The sequence below is a fragment of the Pseudarthrobacter defluvii genome, assembly GCF_030323865.1.
In the GTDB taxonomy this organism is placed as follows: domain Bacteria; phylum Actinomycetota; class Actinomycetes; order Actinomycetales; family Micrococcaceae; genus Arthrobacter; species Arthrobacter sedimenti.
The window spans coordinates 1,145,931-1,169,301 of the sequence record NZ_CP066362.1 but is presented as its reverse complement, the minus strand read 5'-3'; the positions used below and the strand labels follow the sequence as shown (position 1 = coordinate 1,169,301).

Annotated in this window: 19 protein-coding genes; 13 read left to right on the top strand and 6 right to left on the bottom strand. The window is 65.7% G+C overall.

The genetic code is table 11. The features are described 5' to 3' along the window. Nucleotides 1-7: 7 nt before the first annotated feature. Complete coding sequence (gene mmsB / locus JCQ34_RS05475) at nucleotides 8-1,291, top strand: multiple monosaccharide ABC transporter permease (protein ID WP_142130731.1); 1,284 nt, start codon at nucleotides 8-10, stop codon at nucleotides 1,289-1,291. Between the two features lie 49 nt (nucleotides 1,292-1,340). Continuing rightward, the gene (locus JCQ34_RS05470; RefSeq protein WP_286402722.1) at nucleotides 1,341-2,441 is read left to right on the top strand and encodes a substrate-binding domain-containing protein; all 1,101 of its coding nucleotides are present in this window, start codon (nucleotides 1,341-1,343) and stop codon (nucleotides 2,439-2,441) included. A gap of 76 nt (nucleotides 2,442-2,517) precedes the next feature. Here the strand turns inward: JCQ34_RS05470 and JCQ34_RS05465 are convergent, their stop codons facing one another. Then, nucleotides 2,518-3,933, bottom strand: a complete 1,416-nt coding sequence (locus JCQ34_RS05465; RefSeq protein ID WP_286402720.1) for a pectate lyase family protein — start codon at nucleotides 3,931-3,933, stop codon at nucleotides 2,518-2,520. Nucleotides 3,934-4,253: 320 nt separating this feature from the next. On the opposite strand from JCQ34_RS05465, the gene JCQ34_RS05460 reads away from it, so the two are divergent. The 7 genes from JCQ34_RS05460 to JCQ34_RS05430 all read left to right on the top strand — a co-directional run bounded on the left by JCQ34_RS05460 (nucleotide 4,254) and on the right by JCQ34_RS05430 (nucleotide 12,379). After that, nucleotides 4,254-5,699 carry an ABC transporter permease gene (locus tag JCQ34_RS05460; protein ID WP_286402718.1) on the top strand — a complete coding sequence of 482 codons (1,446 nt, stop codon included), beginning with the start codon at nucleotides 4,254-4,256 and terminating at the stop codon, nucleotides 5,697-5,699. Nucleotides 5,700-5,701: 2 nt separating this feature from the next. Next, nucleotides 5,702-6,406, top strand: coding sequence for an ABC transporter ATP-binding protein (locus JCQ34_RS05455; RefSeq protein ID WP_286402716.1), 705 nt, complete (start codon nucleotides 5,702-5,704; stop codon nucleotides 6,404-6,406). Between the two features lie 120 nt (nucleotides 6,407-6,526). Then, nucleotides 6,527-7,597: a Gfo/Idh/MocA family protein gene (locus JCQ34_RS05450; protein ID WP_286402715.1), complete on the top strand. Its 1,071-nt coding sequence runs from the start codon at nucleotides 6,527-6,529 to the stop codon at nucleotides 7,595-7,597. A gap of 206 nt (nucleotides 7,598-7,803) precedes the next feature. Beyond that, nucleotides 7,804-8,793 (top strand): hypothetical protein, encoded by a 990-nt coding sequence (locus tag JCQ34_RS05445; RefSeq protein WP_286402713.1) that lies wholly within the window; start codon nucleotides 7,804-7,806, stop codon nucleotides 8,791-8,793. Nucleotides 8,794-8,883: 90 nt separating this feature from the next. Next, nucleotides 8,884-10,305: a hypothetical protein gene (locus JCQ34_RS05440; protein WP_286402712.1), complete on the top strand. Its 1,422-nt coding sequence runs from the start codon at nucleotides 8,884-8,886 to the stop codon at nucleotides 10,303-10,305. A gap of 287 nt (nucleotides 10,306-10,592) precedes the next feature. Then, entirely contained in the window at nucleotides 10,593-11,867 is a 1,275-nt protein-coding gene (locus JCQ34_RS05435) for a serine/threonine-protein kinase (protein WP_286402711.1), read from the top strand. Further along, a complete protein-coding gene (locus tag JCQ34_RS05430) occupies nucleotides 11,864-12,379 on the top strand; it encodes a hypothetical protein (RefSeq protein WP_286402708.1) in 516 nt (171 codons plus the stop codon). Before JCQ34_RS05435 ends, JCQ34_RS05430 begins: the two co-directional genes overlap by 4 nt. A gap of 107 nt (nucleotides 12,380-12,486) precedes the next feature. Here the strand turns inward: JCQ34_RS05430 and JCQ34_RS05425 are convergent, their stop codons facing one another. Then, nucleotides 12,487-14,706 carry an NADP-dependent isocitrate dehydrogenase gene (locus tag JCQ34_RS05425; protein ID WP_286402707.1) on the bottom strand — a complete coding sequence of 740 codons (2,220 nt, stop codon included), beginning with the start codon at nucleotides 14,704-14,706 and terminating at the stop codon, nucleotides 12,487-12,489. A 330-nt stretch (nucleotides 14,707-15,036) separates the two neighbouring features. Here JCQ34_RS05425 and JCQ34_RS05420 point away from each other — a divergent pair, with 330 nt between their 5' ends. Both JCQ34_RS05420 and JCQ34_RS05415 read left to right on the top strand, forming a co-directional pair. Then, nucleotides 15,037-16,002 carry a trypsin-like serine peptidase gene (locus tag JCQ34_RS05420; protein ID WP_286402705.1) on the top strand — a complete coding sequence of 322 codons (966 nt, stop codon included), beginning with the start codon at nucleotides 15,037-15,039 and terminating at the stop codon, nucleotides 16,000-16,002. Continuing rightward, nucleotides 15,986-16,162: a hypothetical protein gene (locus JCQ34_RS05415; protein WP_286402703.1), complete on the top strand. Its 177-nt coding sequence runs from the start codon at nucleotides 15,986-15,988 to the stop codon at nucleotides 16,160-16,162. Before JCQ34_RS05420 ends, JCQ34_RS05415 begins: the two co-directional genes overlap by 17 nt. Before the next feature lie 104 nt (nucleotides 16,163-16,266). Here the strand turns inward: JCQ34_RS05415 and purH are convergent, their stop codons facing one another. Continuing rightward, nucleotides 16,267-17,952: a bifunctional phosphoribosylaminoimidazolecarboxamide formyltransferase/IMP cyclohydrolase gene (gene purH, locus JCQ34_RS05410; protein WP_286402701.1), complete on the bottom strand. Its 1,686-nt coding sequence runs from the start codon at nucleotides 17,950-17,952 to the stop codon at nucleotides 16,267-16,269. Nucleotides 17,953-18,094: 142 nt separating this feature from the next. On the opposite strand from purH, the gene JCQ34_RS05405 reads away from it, so the two are divergent. Next, the gene (locus JCQ34_RS05405; protein ID WP_286402699.1) at nucleotides 18,095-19,447 is read left to right on the top strand and encodes an MFS transporter; all 1,353 of its coding nucleotides are present in this window, start codon (nucleotides 18,095-18,097) and stop codon (nucleotides 19,445-19,447) included. A 118-nt stretch (nucleotides 19,448-19,565) separates the two neighbouring features. Here the strand turns inward: JCQ34_RS05405 and purN are convergent, their stop codons facing one another. Next, complete coding sequence (gene purN / locus JCQ34_RS05400) at nucleotides 19,566-20,147, bottom strand: phosphoribosylglycinamide formyltransferase (RefSeq protein WP_286402698.1); 582 nt, start codon at nucleotides 20,145-20,147, stop codon at nucleotides 19,566-19,568. Nucleotides 20,148-20,186: 39 nt separating this feature from the next. On the opposite strand from purN, the gene JCQ34_RS05395 reads away from it, so the two are divergent. Next, nucleotides 20,187-20,618 (top strand): hypothetical protein, encoded by a 432-nt coding sequence (locus JCQ34_RS05395; protein ID WP_286402697.1) that lies wholly within the window; start codon nucleotides 20,187-20,189, stop codon nucleotides 20,616-20,618. 14 nt (nucleotides 20,619-20,632) lie between these two features. On the opposite strand, the gene JCQ34_RS05390 is transcribed toward JCQ34_RS05395, so the two are convergent. Together JCQ34_RS05390 and JCQ34_RS05385 are read right to left on the bottom strand one after the other, a co-directional pair. Then, entirely contained in the window at nucleotides 20,633-21,949 is a 1,317-nt protein-coding gene (locus JCQ34_RS05390) for a cell division protein PerM (protein ID WP_286402696.1), read from the bottom strand. Between the two features lie 441 nt (nucleotides 21,950-22,390). Further along, nucleotides 22,391-23,266, bottom strand: coding sequence for a PRC and DUF2382 domain-containing protein (locus tag JCQ34_RS05385; protein ID WP_286402694.1), 876 nt, complete (start codon nucleotides 23,264-23,266; stop codon nucleotides 22,391-22,393). Between the last annotated feature and the right edge of the window lie 105 nt (nucleotides 23,267-23,371).

The following is a 23,371-nucleotide window of genomic DNA, read 5'->3' as shown; positions in this document are numbered from 1 at the left end:
TGACACCATGAACGCCCTCAAAAAGCTGTTTGGCGGAAACACCCGCCAATTCGGCATGATCTTCGCCCTCGTGGCCCTGATCATCTTCTTCCAGTTCGCCACCGAAGGCCGGACCCTGACCCCCGGCAACGTCATCAACCTCTTCAACGGCAACTCCTACATCCTGATCCTGGCCATCGGCATGGTCCTGGTGATCATCGCAGGCCACATCGACCTCTCCGTCGGTTCGGTTGCGGCATTCGTCGGGGTCACCGTAGCCCTGGCCATCCGCGACTGGGGCATCCCCTGGTGGGCCGGAATCCTGCTGGGCCTGGTCCTCGGCGCCATCATCGGTGCCTGGCAAGGCTGGTGGACGGCGTATGTCGGCATCCCCGCCTTCATCGTCACCCTGGCCGGCATGCTCCTCTTCCGTGGCTTCAACCAGTTCGTGGGCAAGTCCAACACCATCCCCGTACCAAATGACTTCCAGTTCATCGGCTCCGGCTACCTCCCCGAGGTGGGACCGAACACCGGCTACAACAACCTGACCCTGCTGCTGGGCATCGCCGTCGTAGCCTTCGTCGTGGTGGGCGAACTGCGCTCCCGGGCCCGCGCCAAGGCTTTGGGCGCCGAAGTTCCCGAGATGTGGGTGACCGTGCTGAAGCTGGTCCTGGTCTGCGCTGCCATCCTCTACGCCACGTACCTGTTTGCCACCGGCCGGCCCGGCACCTCCTTCCCCATCCCCGGCCTCATCCTGGCCGTCCTGGTGCTCATATACGGCTTCATCTCCTCCCGCACCATCCTGGGCCGGCACGTCTACGCCGTCGGTGGCAACCGCCACGCGGCCGAACTCTCCGGTGTCCAGTCCAAGAAGGTCAACTTCCTGGTCATGATGAACATGTCCATCCTGGCCGGCCTGGCCGGCATGATCTTCGTGGGCCGCTCCACCGCATCGGGCCCGTTCGACGGCGTCGGCTGGGAACTGGACGCCATCGCGGCAGTCTTCATCGGCGGCGCCGCAGTCACCGGCGGTGTTGGCACCGTGGTCGGCTCCATCATCGGTGGCCTGGTCATGGCAGTGCTCAACAACGGCCTGCAGCTCCTCGGCGTCGGCGCCGACCTCACCCAGATCATCAAGGGCCTGGTGCTCCTGATCGCCGTCGCCTTCGACGTCTACAACAAGTCCCAGGGCAAGCGCTCCATCATTGGCATGCTGACCAGGAACATGAACCGCCCCACTTCCGGGCCCAGCAACCCCATCCAGCCCGACGAAACCACCTCCACCAAGGAAGCGATCGCCAGGGAAGCCTGAAGTTTGCAGCCTGAATACCGTTCCATCACACAAAGAAAGAGAACCAACAATGCGAATGTTTGGTAAAGCAGGAAAGGCCGCAGCAGTTGCTGCCATCGCAGCACTGGCGCTGACGGGCTGTGGCCGCAATGACAGCGGCTCGTCGGGCGGAGCCAGCGGAGGCGCTGGCGGATTCGACCAGAACTCCTCCATCGGCGTCGCCCTTCCGCAGAAGACCAGTGAAAACTGGGTCCTGGCCGAGAAGCTCTTCAATGACGGCCTCAATGGCGCCGGGTTCAAGGCTGACGTCCAGTTCGCCAACGGCGGCGTTTCGGAGCAGCAGAACCAGATCAGCGCCATGGTCACCAAGGGTGCCAAGGTCATCATCGTGGGTGCCATCGACGGCTCCCAGCTTGGCACCCAGCTCAAGCAGGCCAAGGACGCCGGCGCCACCGTTATCGCCTACGACCGCCTCCTGCTGAACACCGACAATGTGGACTACTACGTGGCCTACGACAACTTCAAGGTTGGTGTGCTCCAGGGCCAGGCGCTGCTGGACGGAATGAAGGCCAAGAAGCCGAACGGCCCGTACAACGTCGAACTGTTCGCCGGTTCCCCTGACGATGCCAACGCCAAGGTGTTCTTCAACGGCGCCATGAGCGTCCTGAAGCCCAAGATCGACGACGGCACCCTCAAGGTTGTCTCCGGACAGACCAGCTTCGAGCAGGCCGTGACCCAGGGCTGGAAGGCAGAGAACGCCCAGCGCCGCATGGACACCCTGCTCAGCGGCAGCTACACCAGCGCGAACGTTGACGGCGTCCTGTCCCCCAACGACACCCTGGCCCGCGCGATCCTGACCTCGGTCAAAGCCGCAGGCAAGCCGATCCCGGTGGTCACCGGCCAGGACTCCGAGGTTGAGTCGGTCAAGTCCATCCTCGCCGGCGAGCAGTACTCCACCATCAACAAGGACACCCGCAAGCTCGTTGAGCACGCCATCACCATGGTGAAGGACCTGCAGGCCGGCAAGAAGCCTGAGGTCAACGACGACAAGTCCTACAACAACGGCAACAAGGTGGTTCCCGCCTACCTGCTGGAGCCGGTCATCGTGACCGCCGCCAACGTCAAGACGGCCTACACGGACGATCCCGTACTCGGCCCGATCACCAAGTAACACCTTCCATACAGGAACAGCCCGGTCCCCTCATGGGGACCGGGCTGTTCCCTTTAAACGGGCGTTCGCGCTCCTGTTACTGCTTAACGGTCATGACTCCCGGCCCGGTGAACTGCAAGGCATGGTTCTTGACCGCCTGCGGGGTGGTGAACGCTTTGTAGTCGTAGACATCCGCCGGGTTCCAGCCCACGTCCGTAGTGAATTCCCAGCCCGTCCAGTCGGGAGCGGGTACGCCGCTGGCCTCGGCTTCGGCTAGCGCCGTTTCCCGGTGCTGCTCGAAGGAGGCCCGGGCGATCGCATCGAGATCCGCCCGCTTGCCGTTGAACCAGGAGCCCGTGTCGCTGAAGCGATGGCCGTTGTAACTGCTGACCATGATCGACGGGTCGGCGCCGGGCCCGGTCAATTCGAAGGCATTGCGTTCGGAGAAGATCCGGGACTCGTAGCCGGCTCCCAGGAAGTAGCTGCTCCCGCCCTGGGCTTCGCTGGTGAGCGGGTAGTGGGGATCGTCGGTGCTCCCCGTGAAGTAGTTGTTGACCACGTGCACCTGGCCGAACCGGACGCGGGGCGCACGTTGCTGCAGGTTTTCGAAGTAGTTGCCGATGTAGCTGACCCGCAGCTTGCCGCCATCCTTGTCCACGTGTTCGTCGCCGGAACCAAGCAGCATGGTCTTGTCATGGTTGGAAAGCCTGCTGTTGGAAATCGTCACGAAATCCGTGCCGTCCTTGAGGTCCAACAGACCGTCGTGGCGGTTGGCAGGCTTGCCGTTGGGGCCGAGCGGCGCCTCATTGTCCGGAAAGCGGCCATCGGTCAGACGCACGTGGTCGATCCAGAGATGGTCGGACGTCACAGAGGAAACAGCATCGAACCGCGCGTTCCAAGCACCGTTTCCGTCGTCGGGTGACCAGGTCGTGAAGTAGTCGACCGGAGCCTCAACACTCAGGTTCCGGAGCACGACGTTCGTGGCGCTTAGGATCACGATATTGGCGCCCACGAAGCCTGAGTCCGCTCCCAGCCCGATCACGGTGGTGTTGCTGGGGATGCTGACCTCGATCTGTCGCTTCATGTTGTTGCTTCCGGTCTGCCGCAACTGCCGCTGCTTCTTGCAGTAGTCAAAGGTCTGGTCGCTCCACACCTTGCCGTCCGGACCGAAACAGGAGATGTACTTGGCAATGTCGTAGCCTGCTGCGTAGTCCTGCTCGCCAAGGATGCGTCCGTCCAGTGCTTGGTTTCCGTCGATGGTTCCCTTGACGTAGATGACCTTGGGTGCAGTGGGCTGGCCGCTATTGGCCAAAACCGCTTTCAGCTCACTGAGCGTGCCTACTTCGTAGCGGCTTCCGGCAGGTGCGCCGGCGCCGCCGTCTGTCCCACGTCCGACGGCGGCCCAGCCGGTAGGTGCCGGATCGTCGGCTTTGATGACTCCACCTCCCGTCGGGGCAGGGCTGGCCGGGGCAGGAGCCGCCAAGACAAGCCCGGCGGCGAGAGCAGTGGCCACGGAGGCTGCGACTACGCCAGCCCTGCGGAGTCGACTGTTTAAAGGCGTTGAGATTGGAGACTTCACTTCGGACTTCATTGGCCTGATTTCCGGCATGCCAAACAGATCACATGCCTTGGTATGTGCTGCGTCGGGTTGAAAGTGTCGCTTCTGAGAAACCGCTTTCTGATGCGGCCCTTAATTTCTACGTTCCCATGACAAACCTGTCAAGAGCCCTTCACAGCCCAAACACAGCTTCGGCCGGACACCTGCACAGGATGCCCGGCGAAGGTTGATGCGAAGCCGGCCCTCCGCGCCGGCCACTGAGTCGTAGGAGTAACGTGAGCGTCCTTGCCCGAAGCGTAGGCAATGCCTTCAGAAACAAGGTCCGCACCGCAGCCGTTGTTGCGGTGCTGGCCGTCGCCATCGGACTGGCCCTGGCCATGCTGGTGGCCAACCAGGCGGTCGGCGCCAAAGTCCAGGAGCTCAATGCCTCCGTCGGCACCGTCCTGACCGTCAACCCCGCCGGCGGGCAAGGCTTCGAAGGCGGCGGTGAACCGCTCACCACCGGCCAGGCAACCACCGCCGCGGGCGTTCCCAACGTCAGCGCCGTCGTCGGAACCTCCTCACTGCGCCTGCGGAATGCAGCAGCGGCGGCAGCGCAGGCGTCCAGCCAGGCAGGACAAACCGGCCAGGCCCGTTCCGGAGGACAGGCTGCCCCCGGCGGCCAGGCCGCAGCCACCCTGACCACCAGCCTTACAGCCGCAGTGGATGCCGGCACTCTGGGCAACCGCAACCAGCAGGCCAACGGGACCACGGGTTCCACCGGGACCGCCCAGCAGCCCAGGGCACTGCCGATCACCGCCACCGGCATCGGAGCCGAGGTGGACACCACGGGCAAGGCACTGAACATCACCCAGGGCTCGGGTCTTGGTGACTACACGGCAGCATCCACCGGGGCGCTGCTGGGCACCACGCTCGCGGAGAAGAACAACCTCACCATCGGGTCCACCTTCACCATCAACGACCAGACCTACACGGTTTCCGGTCTGTTCGACGCCGGCACCGCCTTTGGCAATAACGCCGTGTACGTCACCCTTCCCACCGCCCAGACCCTCGCCGGAACGCCCGGTGAACTGTCCAGCATGATCGTCACCGTCAACTCCATGGACAACGTCGCCTCCACCAAGACGGCGCTGCAGGCCGCCCTGGGCACCGACAAGGCCGATGTCAGCCAGGGCCAGAACCTGCAGACCGCCGTCAGTTCCCTGGACAGCGTCAAGAACATCTCCTTCATCGCCTTCATCGCCGCGCTGGGTACGGCCGGCCTGATCATCCTGCTCATCATGGTGATGCTGGTCCGCGAGCGCCGCCGCGAAATCGGCGTGCTGAAGGCCATCGGGGCGCCCAACCGGACCATCGGGCTGCAGTTCGTCCTCGAAGCACTCGTCCTGGCGGCCCTGGGCAGTGCAGTCGGCGCAGCCATCGCATCGTTTGCCAGCGGCGGCATTGCCTCCGCCCTGATCAGCAGCAACAGCACCACGGCTTCTGCCACCGCGGGCCGCGGTTTCCCGGGCGGGGCAGCCGGTGCAGGGGGCTTCCGCGGTGGCCAGGGTGGACCCTTGGGCGGCGCTTCCCAGCTGCTGAACTCCGTGACCGCAAGTGCGTCCCCCGGTGTCATCGTCGGCGGTATCGCGGCCGTGTTTGGCGTCGCGATCATCGGCGCCCTGGTTCCCGCGCTGCTGACAGCGCGCATCCGTCCCATCGAAGTCCTGCGAGGAGAATAGCCATGATTGAAGTCAAGAACCTGGTCCGCACCTTCAACTCCGGCGACCGCACCATCAAACCGGTCAACGATGTCAGCTTCGTCCTCGAGCAGGGCACCCTCGCCTCGATCGTAGGCAAGAGCGGCAGCGGCAAAAGCACCCTGTTGTCCCTCCTGGGTGCGCTGGACAAGCCCACCAGCGGAGACGTCGTCGTCAACGGCGTCAGCCTGGCCAGCCTGCCGGACAGCAAGCTGACCGAGTACCGCCGCCGGGACATCGGCTTCGTGTTCCAGCAGTTCAACCTGATCCCCAACCTGTCCGCCGTGGACAACGTCATGCTCCCCATGGAGTTTGCAGGGGTCCGGAAAGGTGCCAGGCTGCAGCGCGCCCAGGAACTGCTGGAACAGGTCCAGCTGGATCCGTCCAAGCACGAACGGCGCATCAACAGGCTCTCGGGCGGCGAGCAGCAACGCGTCGCCATCGCCAGGGCACTGGCCAACGAGCCCAAGCTGATCCTCGCCGACGAGCCCACGGGCAACCTTGACGAGCAAACCGGGGACCACATCATCGAACTCCTCAGCTCACTGAGCCGCGACCACAACACCACCATCCTGGTGGTCACCCACGACAGGGTCCTTGCGAACAAGACCGACCGCCGCTTCCGGCTGCAGCAGGGCAAGCTGACGGAAGAACCGGTGCGGGACCAGGCGGTGGCTGCCACCGCCTGACGCGCGCAAAAGGGGCCAAAGGTGGGGCAGTCGCTTCCATCTTTGGCCCCTCGTCGTTTCCTTCTCCGCGCGGCCGGAAATTCCCCGTTCCTTCCGCACCCCTGTGACAGGATGGCAGCTATGACTGCTCCCATCGCCACGCCATGGCTGTCCAGCCAGCCCGACCAGGATCCCCGCGCCGCAACCGGGACTCCCTTGCGCTGGGGAATCGTTGCAACCGGCAGCATTGCCCGCGCCGTCTCACAGGATCTGGCGCTGCTGGAAGACGCCGAGCTGTATGCGGTCAGTTCCAGGACCCAGGACACCGCCGATGCATTCGCCGTGGCTTACGACTTCGCCAAGGCGTACGGGGACGACGGCGGTGTGCCCGGCTACCAGCGGCTGCTGGCTGATGACGCCGTGGATGTTGTATACGTTGCCACGCCGCACGCACAGCACCATGAGATTGTCCTGGCCGCCCTCAACGCCGGCAAGCACGTACTCTGCGAGAAGGCCTTCACCATCAATGCGCGGGAGGCAGCCGAGCTTATCGACGTTGCGCGCAGCCGGAAGCTTTTCCTGATGGAGGCGGTCTGGAGCCGGTTCCTGCCTTCCATGCAACGGGCTTTCGAGATCGCAGCCTCCGGAGAACTGGGCGACATTCACTGGGTTTCGGCAGACCTTGGCTTTCCGCCACCGTACTCCCCCACTGCCAGGCTGTGGGCCCGCAAGGACGGCGGCGGGGCCCTGCTGGATCTGTCCGTGTACCCGCTCTTGTGGGCGCTCGGCACGCTCGGCTTCCCGCAAACCGTCAGCGCCACGGGTGTGGTCAATGACGACGGCGTGGACGCGCAGAACGTCATGACGCTCGGCTACGACCACGCCGCCCAGGTCCAGCTCACCTCCTCGCTCCTGGCCCACGGCCCGCGCACGGCTACCGTGGCGGGAAGCCTTGGCTTCCTGCAGAGCGTGGGCTCCATCAACAATCCGGGCGAGCTCCTCATCGCCAAGGGCTGGGAGGACCGCCGGACGGAAACCTTCGACGTTGTGGGCAAGGGGTACGCCTACGAGCTGCGCGAGGTGATGAGGTGCGTCCAGCAGGGATTGACCGAGAGCCCGGTAATGCCGCTTGAGGACACGCTGAACACCATGCGCCTTTTCGACGGTGTGCGCGCCCAGCTTGGAGTCACCTACCCCAATGACAGGCATTAGAGAGCTTCAGAAAAGGACGTACGACGTCGGTGTTGCAGCTTGCGGAGTCCGTGTCAGCTACGTGAGGGGTTGTCTTGGCGTTTGACGCCTTTCGAGCGTGTGCCCTCCATTTGTAAAGTCCCTTTAGGCTTTCTCTGGACTTCCGCCAATAAGCAGTCTTAGTATTTAGGGGCATCGATTGCACCGGTCACTGGGGGGTGGTACGCATGGCTCATACGAGTTCGCCATGGCGTGCCCTGCGCCCGGCGCTTCTTGCCGGAGCCGCCGCAGTGACCTGGCTGACGCTTTCTTCCACAGCTGCTTCCGCTGACACCGGCCCCGACTCCTCGTCCCTCCTTGGCGGCGTCACCAGTTCGGTTTCATCCTTGGCCCATGATCTTGCGGACACCGTTTCCCCGGCTCCTCTGGGTTCCCCGGCCGGCCCTGCTGCAACCTCCGGGCTGTTGCAGCCCGTGGTAACCCAGGTTTCCGGACTTGCGGACAACCTCATCGCCTCCGTCCCGGTGGTGGACCATGTGGTTCCTGCGGGAACGGTCGCCACTGTTTCGGCTCCCCTTGTTGAAGTCGCCGACGGTGTGACAGCGGGTGTGGTGCAGGTTGTCGTAGATCCTGCAGCCGATGCTGTTCCTGTGCTCGAACCTGTACTCCAACCCGTTTCCGATCTTCTGACCGGTGGCGCCCCGCTGCCCGTCCCGCTTCCCGAACAGCCAGTTGACCTCCAGCAGCCAATCGAGGCAATCCAGGTGGAGCTCACGGCTGCGGAAACTCCTGCTCCTGCGGGGGCTCCTGCGGCGGCGGAAGCATCCGAAGACGTCCCCCAGCCGGCCACCGAAGCGGATCAGGACGCTCTGGCTTTGGCTGGCCCATCGTCAGCCGTCGGCGGCGTAATCCCGGAAACCCGGGGAGCTGCTGCCCTCGCTGCAACCTCCGTCCTGCATACGGAGGTGTCCCGCCTTGGTGACCCCGTTGCGGATGAGCCTCTTTCTGCTGGCCCGGCCCCGCTGCCTGCAAACGCTCCTGCGGCCCCGGCATCCGGCACGGGAAGCGGTGGGTCGTCTGGAGGCCCCTCCGGTGCCGCGGCGTGGCTGAGCCCCTTCGGCTTCGATTTCGAACTTTCCGGCGTTGTCCTTGCCGGGGATACCTCTGAGCACGCTCCTGCGCCGGTGTCCTTTGACCCCGGTTCTTCTCCCGACTAGTTGATGCCCCCTGCCCGTTCATGGGCAGCACGTGGCTATGCCGGCAGCTGACCAGCGCCGGACAACATCAACTTTCCAGGAGTAAGCATCATGAACTGCACCCTTCGCAGGGGGCTGCTTAGCACCCTCTTCGCCGGCGGCCTTCTGGCCTTCGGCTGCGCTGCGGCCAACGCCGCGGACACCACCACCAGCGGGACGGACCTGTCCGCTTCCGCCCTCATCTCGGCGGCGGCACCCGCTGACTCGACGTCGTTGGGCCTGCTGGGGGACCCAACGACGGCCAGTTCAACCGGTGTCGCCGCCGCACTGGACGTCAACCTCGGTCTGGGCGGGATCACCGATCCCGTCACCGCAACCACCACCACCGCCGACCTCGCCGTCGACGCCAACGTAGACCTCGGCCTCGGCGGTATCACCGCTGACCCCGCAACCAGCGGCACCACGGACGTGGCAGCCGCAGCAGACGTCAACCTCGGCCTCGGCGGCATCACCGACCCCGTCACCGGAACCACGGGCGGCACCACCGCCGACCTCGCCGTCGACGCCAACGTAGACCTCGGCCTCGGCGGTATCACCACTGACCCCGCAACCAGCGGCACCACGGACGTGGCAGCCGCAGCAGACGTCAACCTCGGCCTCGGCGGCATCACCGACCCCGTCACCGGAACCACGGGCGGCACCACCGCCGACCTCGCCGTCGACGCCAACGTAGACCTCGGCCTCGGCGGTATCACCACTGACCCCGCAACCAGCGGCACCACGGACGTGGCAGCCGCAGCAGACGTCAACCTCGGCCTCGGCGGCATCACCGACCCCGTCACCGGAACCACGGGCGGCACCACCGCCGACCTCGCCGTCGACGCCAACGTAGACCTCGGCCTGGGCGGCGTAACCACCGGTGACACCAGCGGGCTTGCCGCCACAGTGGATGCGGCCGTGAACCTGGGCCTCGGCGGGATCAGCAGCGGTGACGCGGCAGCCGGAGTAGATGCAGCTGTAGACCTTGGTGCCGATCCGGGCACCGGAACTGTGGGTAACGGCGGCCTTGATGCTGTAGTTGACCTTGGCATTGGCCTGGGACTCGGAGGCGACACCAACACCGGCACTCCCGGCACCACCGATCCCGGTACCACCACTCCGGGCGACGGCACCACCGGCGACACCGGCACGCTTGATCCCGGGACTACCGATCCCGATACCAGCACCCCGGGTTCGAACGACACTGCAGGCGATGGCGGCACCTCCACCGGCGATGATTCCACGGGCATGAACGGCGCCACCGGCAACGGTAACTTCCCGGCAGCACCGGCCGGCTCCACCGCCGTCAGCGGCGCCATTGCCCCTGTCGCAGTTCCCCGCAACACCCCGATTAACGGCAACTCTGCCCTTGCCAACACCGGCGCTGCCCACACCGGCCTCGCCAACACGGGCTGGGACGGAACGCTGGTTCCCCTGGCGCTGCTGCTCCTGGCCGGCGGACTCCTGATGCTCCGCAAGCGCAAGGTGTCGTAAGGCTCTCTAGAGACAGCACAGAAACCGCCCGCATCCGTGCGCTTGAAGCGGCAGCACTCCGCGGGCTGACGGAAGGAGGACAGCAGCCCGGAAAGGAAAAGACAATACAAAACACGTCGTCAGCACACGTGTCCTTGTAGCCAATGGTCCGGCGGCGGAAGCGCTTGAATCCGCCGCCGGGCTGTCGGCGTGTCGGCACGTGAAAGCCAAGGTCAATCGCTCCTGCTCCCCTCCCGCCCGTATAATTTGAGGTACGACAGTGCCGCAGCGCACCGGGAGGAACGGTCATGGTGGCGGAATCGCCTAGCTCCATCAAGAATGAAGTTGTCGGCGGTCGCTATCGTTTGGGTGACGTAATAGGCCGTGGGGGTATGTCCTCGGTTTACTGTGCCCGGGACGAAAATTTGGGCCGCGACGTTGCACTGAAGCTCTTCGCGCCGCAGGCTCCGGATGCCGACGAGCTGAAGCGGCAGGAAGCGGAGATCCAGCTCCTCGCCACCCTGAACCACCCCGGGCTGGTAACGCTCTTCGACGCCGGAATCGATGACCGCCTCCCTGACGAGCCCCGGCCGTTCCTGACCATGGAGCTCGTGGAAGGCCAGGACCTGCGTGGCCGCATCCGGCACAGCCGGGTACCGCTTGAAGAGCTCTCCGTGATCGGCGCCGGGATCGCCGACGCCCTGGCCTATGTGCACGGCCTGGGCATCATCCACCGTGACATCAAGCCGGGCAACATCCTCCTGGTCCAGATCCGTCCGGGCGAGCCGCTGCGGCCCAAACTCACGGACTTCGGCATCGCCAGGATTGTCGATTCCACCAGGCTTACGGCCACGGGCACCATGGTGGGTACCGCCGCCTACCTCAGCCCGGAACAGGCTTTGGGCAAGCCCCTCTCGTCGGCCACGGACATCTATTCCCTGGGCTTGGTGCTGCTGGAGTGCATCAAGGGCACGGTGGAGTACCCCGGCAGTGCCGTGGAATCAGCTGTTGCCCGGCTTCACCGTGCCCCGGAAATCCCCGACGACGTCCCTGCCGAATGGGCGGACCTCATCCGTTCCATGACGGCCATCGAGCCGCTGGAGCGGCCGGCGGCGGCGGACATTGAGACGGTGCTGCGCCAGGCCCTGGTGTCCCCCGCGTCAACGCCGGGAGAGCTGGCCCCCGAGACCACCCGGGTGCTCCCCGCGATGCCCTTCCACCCGCCCACCATCACCGCCGAAGAATCCGTGGACGAGGTGCGGGAGGCGGCAGAGGCAACGAGGGCGATTTCCCCCGTGTCATCCTCCTTGCCGTCTGGGCGGACCCCGGCCCGGGAATCAGCTTCGCCGTCTGGCTCCGCGGCAACCAGCCCAGCCGCCGCCAAGGCGTCCAAAAAGCCGCGGCTGTCCCGGACGCAGCGCCTCTGGCTGGCCGTCGTACTCGGTATCCTGGTGATCACCGCAGCCGCCGCAGCGGTGATGATCAGCATCTCCGCCCGCCCGTCCGACGTCGTCCCCTACCCCACGGTGACCGGTGTCCTGGGCGACCATCTCCAGGAACTTCAAAAGAGCGTGGAACCGTGACCCTGCGGCAGGCATCTCCGAACCGGCTGTTGCTGGCGTGCTCGGCGGCCCTGGTCGCGGCGGCCCTCCTCAGCGCGTGCGCGGCTTCCGGGAACGGCCTGCAGCGCGAAGCCGCCACGCAGCTCCAGGCGCGGGTGCTGGAAGTGACGCAGGCGTCGTCCCAGGACAATCCAGAGTCCGCGCTGCAGGCGCTGGCCGGCCTTGAGGCGGACCTCGCGGCCGCGCAGGCGAAGGGCCAGGTTTCCGAGGAGAGGCGGCGCAGCATCACCACCGTGGCCACAGCTGTCCGGGCGGATCTCAACGACGCCGTGGCCGCGCAGAAGGCGGCTGCCGCGAAGGCAGCTGAGGATGCCCGCAACGCCGCCGGCCAGGGAACGCAAGCCCCCTCCCCCGCACCGGAGGCACCCGTATCGCAGCCGGCGCCTGCTCCGGCGGCAGGCCCGGGCAACACGTCCGGCAACGGCGGAAATGCCGGCAAAAACAACAGCGACAAAGGCAAAGGCAAGAACTAGTCCCGCCGGTCAGCAAGGCACTAACACTTAACAGCAGGAAGCGGGGCTCCGGAAGGTTATCCGGAGCCCCGCTTCTCTGTAACCACGGCTGCCGCAGCAGCCCGCCGCTAGCTCAGGCTGGCGATGACCTTGTTCAGGGTGGCGGAAGGACGCATCACTGCGGAAGCCTTGGCGTCCTCCGGGCGGTAGTAGCCCCCGATGTCCACGGGTGAGCCCTGGACCTCGGCCAGCTCGCCCACGATCGTTTCCTCCTTGGAGGAAAGCTCGCCGGCGACCGAGCTGAACGCGGCGGCCAGGTCGGCGTCGTCCGTCTGCTTGGCCAGCTCTTCAGCCCAGTAGCGGGCCAGGAAGTAGTGGCTGCCACGGTTGTCCAGCTCGCCGGCGCGGCGGCTCGGGGACTTGTTCTCCAGCAGGAAGGTGCCGGTGGCGCGGTCCAGGGTGTCGGCCAGCACCTGGGCGCGGGCGTTGCCGGTGGTGGTGGCCAGGTGCTCGAAGCTGACGGCCAGGGCCAGGAACTCGCCCAGGCTGTCCCAGCGGAGGTGGTTTTCCTTCAGCAGCTGCTGGACGTGCTTGGGGGCGGAGCCGCCGGCGCCGGTCTCGAAGAGCCCGCCGCCGTTCATCAGCGGAACAACCGAGAGCATCTTGGCGCTGGTGCCCAGTTCCAGGATGGGGAACAGGTCCGTGAGGTAGTCGCGGAGCACGTTGCCGGTGACGGAGATGGTGTCTTCACCCTTGCGGATGCGCTCCAGCGTGAAGGCGATGGCCTTGACGGGGGCCATGATCTGGATGTCCAGGCCCGCGGTGTCGTGCTCCTTCAGGTACTCGTTGACCTTGGTGATGAGGTTGGCGTCGTGCGCCCGGTCCTCGTCCAGCCAGAACACGGCCGGGGTCTGGGAGGCGCGGGCGCGGGTAACAGCCAGCTTGACCCAGTCGCGGATGGGGGCGTCCTTGGTCTGGCAGGCGCGCCAGATGTCGCCCTCGGACACCTCGTGTTCGAGCAGGACGTTGCCGGAGCCGTCCACGATCTGCACCTTGCCGGCTTCCTGGATTTCGAAGGTCTTGTCGTGGCTGCCGTATTCCTCGGCAGCCTGCGCCATGAGGCCAACGTTGGGGACGGTGCCCATGGTGGTGGGATCGTAGGCGCCGTTGGCGCGGCAGTCATCGATAACCACCTGGTAGATCCCGGCGTAGGAGCTGTCCGGAAGGACGGCCAGGGTGTCGGCTTCCTTGCCGTCCGGGCCCCACATGTGGCCGGAGCTGCGGATCATGGCGGGCATGGAGGCGTCCACGATGACGTCGCTGGGGACGTTCAGGGTGGTGATGCCCTTGTCGGAGTCCACCATGGCCAGGGCGGGGCCGTCTTCCAGGCCCTTCTTGATCAGGTTCTGGACGCCCTCGCGGACTTCCGCGGGCAGGTCCTCAAGGCTGCTGAGGATCGCGGCAAGTCCGTTGTTGGGGCTGATGCCGGCAGCGGAGAGCTGCTTGCCGTAGGTGTCGAACAGCTCGGAGAAGTAAGCCTTCACCACGTGGCCGAAGATGATGGGGTCCGAGACCTTCATCATGGTGGCCTTCAGGTGGGCTGAGAACAGCACGCCTTCTTCCTTGGCGCGGGCCACCTGGGCCTTCAGGAACTCGTCCAGGGCGGCGGCGCGCATCACGGTGCCGTCGATGACCTCGCCGGCCAGGACCGGGAAGGCCTTCTTCAGGACCTTGACGGAGCCGTCTTCACGGACCAGCTGGATGGAGATGGTGCCCTCGGACTCGATGACCACGGACTTCTCGTTGGAACGGAAGTCGTCCTGGCCCATGGTGGCCACGTTGGTCTTGGACTCCGGGGTCCAGGCGCCCATGGAGTGCGGGTTCTGGCGCGCGTAGTTCTTGACGGACAGCGGCGCGCGGCGGTCCGAGTTGCCTTCACGCAGGACCGGGTTCACGGCGGAGCCCTTGATCTTGTCGTAGCGCGAGCGGACGGCGGTTTCCTCGTCCGAGGACGGGTTGTCCGGGTAGTCCGGCAGTGCGTAGCCCTGGCCCTGCAGCTCTGCAATGGCGGCCTTCAGCTGCGGGATGGAGGCGCTGATGTTGGGCAGCTTGATGATGTTGGCTTCCGGCGTCTTCGCCAGCTCACCGAGTTCAGCAAGGGCGTCACCGATCTGCTGTTCGGGGGTCAGGTAGTCACCGAAGACGGCGATGATGCGGCCGGCGAGCGAAATGTCGCGGGTCTCCACCTCCACACCTGCTGTCGAAGCGAATGCCTCGATGATGGGCAGGAACGAATAGGTAGCCAGCATCGGCGCTTCGTCGGTGTGGGTGTAGATAATCTTGGACATGCGCGGGCGTCTCCCTGTGGGTCGGCTTGGTTGTGAAAAATTCGGTCTATTTCACCATGTACAACTTACCCGAGGACGCCCCTTCAAACCTTAACGGGGCCCCCGCATTACCCCGGTGAGAGCAGGATTACAGCGATGGAGAACGGACGACGGCGGGCTGGGCACCCGGGTGCCCCGCCCGCCGTCGCTCCTTCCCGCCCTCAACGGACGCCGGAAGGGCCCTAAGTCGCTTTCTGATATCTCACTACTGTGTACAAACTTGACTGGTAACGATAAATTCGCTGAGTCACTTCCCGATCCCGGGCCCAACCCCGTTCAGACAGGACACCAATGACACGCACCAGGTCTCTGGCCTCCGGCCTCCTCACTCTCTCGGCGGCGGCAGTGCTGGCTCTCGCTTCCGCCGGCGGGGCCGCCGCTGCCCCTGCTCCGTCCGACGGAAAGCCAACCCCGTCCGTCGCCAGCGTCACCGTAGACGCCGGCGGCTCGGCAGATTACTGGACCCCCGAGCGGATGCAGAGTGCCGTCCCCGGCGACACCCTGGCCGGCAAGGCACTGGAACGCGGCAACCGTTCCAGCGCCCTCCTCGTGGAGAAGGGAAAGCCTGCCACCACCAAGGGAACCAAGGGCAAGCCCACCATCGCCAAGAGAGAGAACCCCGTCTCGCACATTGGCAAGGTCTTTTTCACCATGGGCACCACCAACTATGTGTGCTCCGGAAACGCCGTCTCCTCGGACAACGGCAGCACCGTAGCCACTGCCGGACACTGCGTGAACGAGAGTGGCGCGTACGCCACGAACTTCGTGTTCGTTCCGGCATACGAGAACGGCAATGCGCCGTACGGCAAGTGGGCCGCCAAGGCCCTTTACGCGCCCAGCCAGTGGGTCAGCAACGGCGACATGACCTATGACACGGGCTTCGCGGTTGTGAACCCGGATGCCAAAGGCCACCTGCTGACCGACGTCGTCGGCGGCTCCGGCGTGGCCTTCAACGAGGCACGCGGACTGACCTACACGTCGTACGGCTACCCTGCCGCCTCGCCGTTCAACGGCGAAACCCTGTATAGCTGCACCGGCACGGCCTCTGCCGACCCCAACAACCCGCAGTTCGGCACGCAGGGCATCCCCTGCGACATGACCGGCGGTTCCTCCGGCGGTCCGTGGTTCATCGGCATCGGCTCCGATGGCGTCCAGAACTCCATCAACAGTTACGGCTACAACCGCAACCCCGTGATGTACGGCCCGTACTGGGGCTCCGTCATCGAGTCCACCTACGCCCATGCAGCAGCCTCCTAGCAAACCCCAGCCGGATGACGACGATTCCGTCAGCCACGTGGACCTGACCCAGTCGGCCGAGGAAGTCCTCGAGTACTGGACCAAGGAACGGATGGCGGCAGCCAAGCCCCGGGAAATCCGCCTTCCGGAGCCCGGCTCGCGCCCGGCCGACCAAGACTAAGCAAGCACAACGACGACGGCGCCCGTCCCCTTCGCAGGGGCGGGCGCCGTCGTCGTTTGCGGTGGGTGGGCCCACGCCGCCAGGTTCCCTGGCCAAGCGTGGGATTAGTGGAAGAAGTGGCGCGCTCCGGTGAAGTACATGGTGATGCCGGCCGCGTTGGCTGCCGCGATCACCTCTTCGTCGCGGACGGAGCCGCCGGGCTGCACCACGGCGCGGACGCCGGCGTCGACCAGGATCTGCAGGCCGTCAGCAAACGGGAAGAACGCGTCTGAGGCTGCCACTGCGCCGCGCGCCCGCTCCGGTGCGCCGGCACCGCTGGCATTGGAGGCACCGCCGGCACCTTCGACGTCGGACTCCACCGTGACGCCCAAGGTGTTGGCCCGCTCCACGGCCAGGCGGCAGGAGTCCAGGCGGTTGACCTGGCCCATGCCGATGCCTACCGCCGCGCCGTTCTCGGCGAGCAGGATGGCGTTGGACTTCGCAGCGCGGCACGCGGTCCAGGCGAAGGCGAGGTCCGCGAGGGTCTTGTCATCGGCGGCTTCACCGGCCGCGAGCGTCCAGTTGGCGGGGTTGTCGCCGTCGGCGTCCACCTTGTCCGTCACCTGGACCAGCATGCCGCCGGAGACCTGGCGGAACTCCGTGGGGTACCGGCCGTAGCCCTCGGGCAGGGCCAGCAGGCGGATGTTCTTCTTCTTGGACAGGATTTCCACGGCCTCGGGCTCGAAACCGGGGGCGATGACCACCTCGGTGAAGATGTCCTTGACGGTGTTGGCCATGCCGGCGGTGACGGTGCGGTTGGCAGCGATGACGCCACCGAATGCGGACACGGGATCGCAGGCATGGGCCTTGGCGTGGGCATCGGCGATGGGGTCCGCAGCGTCAGCGGAACCAACGGCAACACCGCACGGATTGGCGTGCTTGATGATGGCGACGGCGGGCTCGGCGAAGTCGTAGGCGGCGCGCAGTGCGGCGTCGGCGTCAACGAAGTTGTTGTAGCTCATGGCCTTGCCGTGCAGCTGGTCAGCCTGGGCGATGCCCATGGGCGCAGCCTTGTCCACGTACAGTGCGGCCTGCTGGTGCGGGTTCTCGCCGTACCGCAGCACCTCGGAGCGCTCCAGCGACAGGCCGGCGTAGGCGGGCCAGTCGATGATGCCGTCGCCGTCCTCATCCAGGAACTGGCTGGCGGTCCAGGTGGCCACGGCGTTGTCGTAGGCGGCAGTGTGCGCAAATGCCTTGGCGGCGAGGCGGCGGCGGGTCTTCAGGTCGAAGCCGCCGGCGGCAGCAGCCTCCACCACCTGGCCGTAGAAGGAGGGGTCAACCACAATGGCGACGGCGGCATGGTTCTTAGCTGCCGACCGCACCATGGCGGGGCCTCCGATGTCGATCTGCTCCACCACGTCGTCCTGGGCGGCGCCGGACTTGACCGTCTCGACGAATGGGTAGAGATTCACCACCACCAGGTCGAACGCTTCGATGTCCATGCTGGCGAGGGTCTCCATGTGCGCCGGGACGCGGCGGTCCGCCAGGATGCCGCCGTGGACGCGGGGGTGCAGCGTCTTGACGCGGCCGTCCAGCATCTCGGGTGAACCCGTGACCTCCTCGACCTCCTGCACGGGAATGCCCGCGGCGGCGATCTTCTTGGCCGTGGAGCCGGTGGAGACGAGCTTCACGCCAGCGGCGTGCAGGCCCTTGGCGAGCTCCTCCAGACCGGTCTTGTCGTAGACCGAGATCAGGGCCCGGCGGATGGGTACACGGTCAATGGATACGCGTTCATGCTGCGTGAAGCTCACAAATGTCTCCGTCTTATCTCGCGGAACGAGGCCGCGGTTGGTGGGGATAGGGCCAGTTTATCGCGACGGGCACGGTTGCCCCGTGTGTCTGCCGGAGTGTGAACCCGGTGGGGCCGGGCTAGAGTTTCAACAGGAGGCGGCGATGAATACTTACACCACTGTGCCCAGCGGCGAACAGGTGGTTCAGGAACTGCCCTGGCGATGGAAAGTCCAGGGCAGGATCTTTCTGGTGGGGGGCCTTGGCTTCATGTTTGACGCCTGGGACGTGACCCTGAACGGCATCCTGATTCCGCTGCTGTCAAAGCACTGGTCCCTCTCCGCAGGCGAGGCCGCGTGGGTGGGCACCTCGAACCTGATCGGCATGGCCCTGGGCGCCTTCATCTGGGGAACCATCGCGGACACGGTGGGACGGAAGAAGGCCTTCACGGCCACCCTGCTGCTGTTCTCGGTGTTCACGGTGCTGGGCGCGTTCGCCCCCGACTTCATCTGGTTCTGCGTCTTCCGGTTCATGGCCGGCTTCGGCCTGGGCGGCTGCATACCCGTGGATTACGCCCTGGTGGGTGAGTTCACGCCACGGAAACAGCGGGGGAAAGTGCTCACCGCCATGGATGGCTGGTGGCCGGTGGGTGCTGCCTTGGCCGGCTTCGTCTCAGCGGGGCTGGTGGCCCTTTCCGGCGACTGGCGCCTCACCCTGCTGGTGATGGTCCTGCCCGCACTCCTGGTGTTCTGGGTGCGAAGGAGCGTGCCCGAGTCCCCGCTGTTCCTTATCCGGAAGGGCCGACGGGAGGAAGCGGCCCGAATCATTGACGGGCTGGTGGAAGCCACCGGCGCCGAACCCCGTGCTTACAGCCTCCCCGATGCCAAGGACGTGCCGCGGCTCTCCGCAGGCAGTGCCTGGACCCAGTTGCGCTCCGTGTGGCAGTTCAACTGGAAGATCACCACGGCCGCCTGGGCCCTGTTCTTCAGCATCCTGCTGGTGTACTACCTGTCCCTGACGTGGATGCCCCGGATCCTGATCGGCGCCGGCTTCGCCGAGTACAAGGCGTTCGTCACCACTGCCTCCATGGCCGCCGTCGGATTCCTGGGCGTGGTGGTGGCGGCCCTCCTGGTGGAACGGGTGGGGCGCAAATGGATCCTTGCCATCACCGGTCCGCTGTCCGCGCTGACCTTGGTGATCGTGGCGTTTGTGGTGGACATCCCTACGGCCGCGGTGTTCTGGCTGCTGGTGTTCGGGTTCGTGGTGCAGGTGGCCATTCCGGTGCTATATGCCTACGTGTCGGAGCTCTACCCCACGGAGCTGCGTGGCACCGGCTTCGGCTGGGCGTCCACGTTCTCCCGGCTGGGTGCGGGCTTTGGGCCGCTGATCTTCGCGAACTACTTCTGGCCCGAACTGGGCCTGGCCACGTCGTTCGCCCTGGCAGGAGCCCTGGTCCTGGCAGCGGTGCTGTGGATGGGGTTCTTCTCCCCCGAAACCCGCCAGCGCCGCCTGCAGTAGCCGGAGATCGCGACGCGGCTGATCCGTTTCGACCCGCAAATTCCCTCCCGCGCACCTTATTTGGGGCGCGCAAAGGAATTTGCGCAGCGAAAGTGGAGATGCGCGTCGAAGGAAGGGGCTACGAGGCGGAAAACGCGGGGTCCGCGGCGAGCGTGGCCAGGGTGGAGACCAGGAGTCGGCGCTCCACCACCTTGATGCGCTCGTGCAGGGTCTCCTCGGTGTCGGAGTCCTCGATGGCCACCGCTTCCTGGGCGATGATGGGTCCCGTGTCCACGCCGGCGTCGGCCCAGTGCACGGTGCAGCCCGTGACCTTGACCCCGTACGCCATCGCGTCGCGGACACCGTGGGCTCCGGGGAACGCCGGGAGCAGCGCAGGGTGGGTGTTGAGGTACCGGCCGTTGAACGCATCGATGAAGCTGGGGCTGACGATCCGCATGAACCCGGAGGAGACCACAACGTCCGGCTTGTAGGCGGCCACGGCGTCGGTGAGCGCGGCGTTCCAGTCGACGCGTTCCGGGTAGGCCTTGAAGTCCACCACAAAGGTGGGGATTCCGGCGGCAGCAGAACGTTCGACGCCGTACGTCCCCTGACGGTCGGCGCCCACCGCCGCGATTTCCACGTCGAGCTCCCCCGCCTTGACGGCGTCAATGACGGCCTGGAGGTTGGACCCGGTTCCGGAAACGAGGACGACGATACGCATTGGACCAGCTTAGGTGCACGCTCGCGTACGCTGGAAAACATGAACAGCGAACCGGGCCGGAGCGGGCAGCAGCAGGTCAAACCCCCGCTCAGCGAGGGGGCCAAGGCTTCCCTTGCCAAGACCCGCACCCTGTTCCGGATGTTTGTTGTCTCGGTCCTCGGCGCGTTCTTCGTGTACCAACTGGATGTCGGATACCTCTGGCTGGCGACGCTACTGACCGCCGTCGGCCTGGTCCTGGGGGTTTTCCTGCTGGTGCGGAGCATCCGGTTGAGGGAATCCAAGCTGGTCCTCTTCGGCACCATTTCCGGCCTGGTCGTTGCGGCCGTCATGGTGCTGTTTATCGTCACCACATTGGTCCTGTACGACCAGGTGCGTGACTACCAGGCCTGCCTTGGCCGGGCACTGACGGACCGGGCCACCCATACGTGCATGGCGCAGTTCCAGGACGTTCTGCCCACCAAGGTGCGCTAGGCGGGAATTGGGTCCTAGTGGACCAGCTCGGCGTCCCGTTCCACGGCGCTGCCCTTCTCCCGTTCCAGCCACGGTCCAGCCGCGTAGCCAATGACGACGCCGATGCCCACCTCCGCGGCCACCCACAGTCCCGTCCACAGCGGGTCAGGTCCGATGTCCGTCAGGCGGCCAAGGCCGGCTGAGCCCTTGGCGATCCAGGCCAGGCCCGCGGTCAGCAGACCGGCAGCCAGCCCGGCCAGGACTGCGAGTACCAGGGTTGAGGAGCTGGCCGTGAACCAGCGGGCGTGGATCTTGATGGCGAGCCATTCGTCAAAGTGGTTCTCGCCCTCGCGGAGGAACCACCACCCGGCCATGACGCCTGCCAGCACCGGGACCACCAGGGCCACAAAGGCGTAGTCGAGGGATCCTGACGGGATGGCCGACAGGACGGGGATGGAGGGCACCGGCCCGACGGCGGTGGCCAACGGACCGACGTGGGAGCCGGCTCCCATGGCGAAACCGGCGCCGGACGTCCAGGCGAGGGCAAAGACGACAAGGTTGGGCAGGAAGCCGAGCTGTGCGATGGTGAGGGCCGCGCCTCCCACCGGGCCGGCGTCGAGCGCTTCGTAGACGGACACCACGAGGTTCCAGTGGATGAACAGGTCGACTGCCAGGAGCGCAGCGGCCAGGGTGAGGGCGGACATCACGGCCACGAATCCGGCTTTCGCCACAGATGCGAAGTACGAGCCGGCCCAGCGGGAATGCTGGCTGGTCCGCGAGATCCAGTCAACGGCGTCGACGCCGATGAGCCGGCTCCACGAACCTGCTTCCCGTCGTGCCCCGATCACCATGCCCAGCCCGTACGGAATCAGGGGAATCAGCAGGGCGTACCAAAGATTGATGATGACATCGGCAGTGCGGCAAACAAACCCGGTGGCCACGCCGAAGGCCGCATAGACCAGCCATGACCCCAGGAGCGCCTGCCACAGCTGGTCGGTGTAAGAGGCACGGGCCAGCCGGCGGCCGGCGCGCCAGGCAAGCAGGAACGGGATGAGAGTGAGGCCCAGGGGAATCAGGCTCAGCATGCCGGACCCGCCATGGGTTGCCGCCTCCGGTCCGGCGCCGGCAAGTTCCAGCGGCACGCCGTGGACCAGGAGCCAGGACTGGCCGGCCAGCCTGGCGAGGACCTCGAACTGCCCATTCTGGAAACCGGCGGTGGCCCACACGGCAACGATGGGCGCCACCACCACCAGCGCGGAAATGACGGCCGCCTGCGCCGTTTCAAGGGCACCCTGCAGCCACAACGGCATGGGAAGGCCACGGTCTCCGGTCTGATCAGCGCGCAGTTTCATCGTGTTCCATGGTGTCACGGAGGTCGCGCCGCGCCCGCGAACGACAGGCTCAGCGGCGGCACTGATCATCAAGCCAATGCCCCGCGGCCCGGCGCTTTTTAGGGGGCACGGCCGTAAAATTGGTAGAAACCAACACCCGCCGCCCCGCTGAGGGGGTACTGCGATTTCTGCTGGCCGCCCCGCCTGGTCAGTGCCAGCATTGGACCCGGGTTGTCGTAAGCCGGGAAACAGGAGCCGCGAATGAGAGATGAACCGTAAGTTCTGAAGATATTCGTCCTACTGGCTGGTGCAGTCACCGCTGTCAGCGCGGCTGCACCAGCATCTTAAAACGGTGCGGCGCCGGGAGCCTCCAAGTAGGTTCCCGGCGCCGTTCACCGTATCAGGGCTGCTGCTCCAACCAGCGTGCCCAATGGAACAAGGGGACCAGGTCCCCCGTCCCCATCAGCGACGTGCGTCGCCGTCGGTGTCGATGTGTTCCTTGCGGACTTCCTCGTTCACCGTCACGTCGTCACGGACGGTGTCCTTGTCCAGCCGGACCCGCTCCACCGGAACGGCTTCCTTCTCCACCACCGGGCGCTCCTCGTGGAGGACCACCTCGTGCTCTTCTTCGCTGATGGCAGGTCCGTCGAGGGCGGCACCGCGGTTGGCATCGGTGATGGGCTCGCGCTCCACGCGGACCTCTTCACGCTCCACCGGGATGGTCTTGGTGACATTCTCGGTGGTGACGTACTTCCGCAGCCGTGCGCGGCTGGTCTCCTGCCGCTCCGTACCCACGTGCAGCTGCTCCTCGGATCGCGTCATGGCGTCATCCGTGGTGGGGCCGGAGGTGTCGTGGCCAACGGTTCCGCGGGACTCGGTATCGCGCTCGGAGCGGATGCCGGCCGTGGGGGTGCCTGCATTCAGGTCGGCATCGCCCTGCAGGTCGGCGTCGGTCCTGGTTCCGGAGCTCGCAATGTCGGATGTCGAGTATCCGGAGGTCGCCTCGGTGTAGGTCTGTGCACCATTACGGTCGTAGTAGGTGTAGAGCCGGTCCTCTTCCTCGGGGCTGAGGTGGCCGTCGGCGTCCACGCGGGGAGCATCCTTGACGTGTTCCTTGCTGTAGGGAACCACCAGATCCTCACCCTGTTCGTGCGCGCCTTCTACCGGCACAAAGGACTCGGATGTACCGAAAAGGCCCGTCTTCACGGTGACCCATGTGGGCTCACCCGTGTCGTCATCTGCGTACAGCTGGCCGATCGATCCGATCTTAGAACCGTCGGAACCAACGACGTGGCCGCCCTTGGTGAGCAGGTTTTCAAGGTTTTCCCTGTTGAGCATGACGTCTCCTTGGATTGTCTTTGCACTGGGTACGCCAGCAATGGATCTTGTGGACCGGGGCTTACTCCCGACGTCCAGTTCCTGCCCCGTTGCTTGAGGCTCTGC